Source organism: Candidatus Methanocrinis alkalitolerans (assembly GCF_029167205.1).
In the GTDB taxonomy this organism is placed as follows: Archaea; Halobacteriota; Methanosarcinia; order Methanotrichales; family Methanotrichaceae; genus Methanocrinis; species Methanocrinis alkalitolerans.
The window spans coordinates 1-2505 of the sequence record NZ_JARFPL010000078.1; the positions used below are offsets into that span (position 1 = coordinate 1).

The window sequence follows — 2505 nt, forward strand, 5'->3', positions numbered from 1 at the left end:
CTATTCATCCTCGTCTCTCTATTCATCCTCGTCTCTCTATTCATCCTCGTCTCTCTATTCATCCTCGTCTCTCTATTCATCCTCGTCTCTCTATTCATCCTCGTCTCTCTATTCATCCTCGTCTCTCATCCTGGATAGCTCCGTCGAGGACCGATCTTCCGGCGGATGGGCTCCACCCATCTTTACAGCCAGCCCATCTTCTTCCAGTGCTCGTACTCGTGGGTCCACTCTTCCTTATTCGCTCCGACGACCCGTCCGAACCTCTCCCTCATCGTCCTGTGGAACTCCTCCTGCCCGGGGTGTATCGTACCCTCCTGGATCTCACGGACGAGGGTCTTGCCGAGCTGGCGGGCCTCCTCCAGCGCCAGCTCCATCCCTGCCGGATCCACCATATCGGCTCCCGTGCTCCCGACGGCCGTGGCCCCCATTGCCACCATGACCCTGTTGATGTAATCCTCCACCTCCTGGTGGCCCTGGCTTCCGGCCGTCGAGACCGAGGCGATGCGCTTTCCCAGGAGGAGCTGGCAGTGGACGGCGTCGGACATCCTGTCGATCATCGTCTTCATCTGGGCGGTCACCGACCCGAAGTAGACCGGCGAGCCGAAGACGATACCGTCGCTCGCCATCATCTCGTCGTACACCTTCCCGAAGTCGTCATTGTGGATGCACTCTCCGGTCTTGTAGCAGACGGCGCAGGCGTTGCAGTAGTCGATGGAGAGGGCGCACAGGTCGATGAGCTCCGTCTGCGCACCCGCCTCCTCCGCTCCTGTGAGGACCGCCTCCACGAGCTTCAGGGTCGTGCTCTTCTCCCCCCGGGGTGAACCATTGACTCCTAAAATCTTGGTCGCGTACCCAGATTACTGAATAGCGCTAACTGGTGACGTCATGGTTATTTGGCGGAAAATGAGTCCCTTGAATTCGATTCGACTGGCGATTTTCAGTAGAACGAGTACGCGACCAAAATCTTCATATCAGATCATCCGGTAGTGACCTCCCAATAGGTTGATTTTTATACTTGTAACATGCTATTTATATCGAGGGATAGCAAGATGGCAAGGAGGGGTCCAAAGCCAAAGTTCATAGATGTGCCATGCCCTAACGAAGATTGTACTTTGCATGGTGTAACCGGCGAAGGAAACGTTATCGGTAGCGGTACATATATGACCAAAAGCGGGAAGGTCCAAAAGTACATCTGCCGCCACTGTGGTCGGGTATTTTGCGGGAGGACTAACACCGTCTTTTATGATCTGAGGACAGAAGAAGATGAGATCCTCATCGCATTGAAGATGATTCTGAAGGGCATGAGTCTTCGCGGAGTTGCCGAGGTTCTAGAAGTTAAGCTGGATACAGTGAGACGTTGGCTTTCGAGGGCTGCAGAGCACAGCGAAGAGGTAAACAAAGCTCTCATGAAGGACATCGTCGTCTCAAAGGTTGAGCTTGACGAGCTTTGGACCTTCGTTCAAAAAAACAAGTACCGAGAATGGAAGCATATGAAGACGATGGAACCTGGGTATAGGTAACTCTACTTTCTAAGTTTTGATTCCCATCTCCCTTATCAGATGAAGCAGTCCGCCATCCGGTATCGGCAGGTTAAAATACTCCAAAATATTTTTTACTAATTCTACGAGTCCTTCAGCTCTGATTTCGTCTACCATCTCGCCAATGGTTTTTGGTTTACGGCTTTCATCAGGATTATTAAGTTCTAAGATTAACAAGCCGGTCCAGATAGAAAAAACTAGCTGAATGAACCTCTCAATAGCCTTTTTACTTCTCAATTGGTAGTCTTTAAAGCCTAATTTTTGGTTTGCCTCTCTATGGGCAGTTTCGATATTCCATCTATCCTCATAGATCGATAAAATCTCAGCACCTGTAAGGTTGATATTGGTACTGATATAATATCTAGGATCTGTATCTCTTCTCCTCTTCGATATGATGAGCTTGACATCACCGATTTTGTCAAGTTTAACGATACGTTCTACAGTTAAGTACCTCTTTTTCTTACCGCGAACTTCGATCCTGGTTATTTCATAATCATCGGTATTAAATTTTTTGACGTAATCGGTCACCTGCAAAGCAGTTCCATCATCTGGTACAACCAGCTTATCAGACTTAAGCTGGCACGTCACATGATAATCAAGTTCGTGACAGTCAGTTATGAAATGAGATGAGAACCACCAGCTATCGAAAACGATCATGAGTTCTACGCCATCTGGTACCCCTAATGGCTCGATGATATCTTCAAAAGCGATCTGGATCTTGGTTCTGAAATCCTCGTCAGCTTCGTCCTTTTTGACATACATTTTCGCTTTATGTGGGATGAAGACGCCATTCGATTGCAGAACGGAGGTTACAAAGTTATTACCCCAGATATATCCCTTACTCTACTTTACAAGTTTTCCCTCGGCCGAGCCCAGTTTATAAACTACCCCTGCGCATCACATAATACGGAGGATTTCGATTAACCTCTGGCTAAGCGCCCTCATTTAAATACTCTCTAAATAGGGG

The 2505-nt window shown here is 48.6% G+C and carries 3 protein-coding genes; 1 reads left to right on the forward strand and 2 read right to left on the reverse strand.

All coding sequences use genetic code 11. The features are described 5' to 3' along the window. Positions 1-182: 182 nt before the first annotated feature. The gene (locus tag P0O24_RS12370) at positions 183-839 is read right to left on the reverse strand and encodes a flavodoxin family protein (protein WP_316970057.1); all 657 of its coding nucleotides are present in this window, start codon (positions 837-839) and stop codon (positions 183-185) included. A gap of 210 nt (positions 840-1049) precedes the next feature. Between P0O24_RS12370 and P0O24_RS12375 the strand changes: the two genes are divergently transcribed. Next, a complete protein-coding gene (locus tag P0O24_RS12375; RefSeq protein ID WP_316969946.1) occupies positions 1050-1520 on the forward strand; it encodes a helix-turn-helix domain-containing protein in 471 nt (156 codons plus the stop codon). A gap of 9 nt (positions 1521-1529) precedes the next feature. Here P0O24_RS12375 and P0O24_RS12380 read toward each other — a convergent pair whose 3' ends face one another. Next, positions 1530-2369: a transposase gene (locus P0O24_RS12380; protein ID WP_316970058.1), complete on the reverse strand. Its 840-nt coding sequence runs from the start codon at positions 2367-2369 to the stop codon at positions 1530-1532. Positions 2370-2505 lie beyond the last annotated feature (136 nt).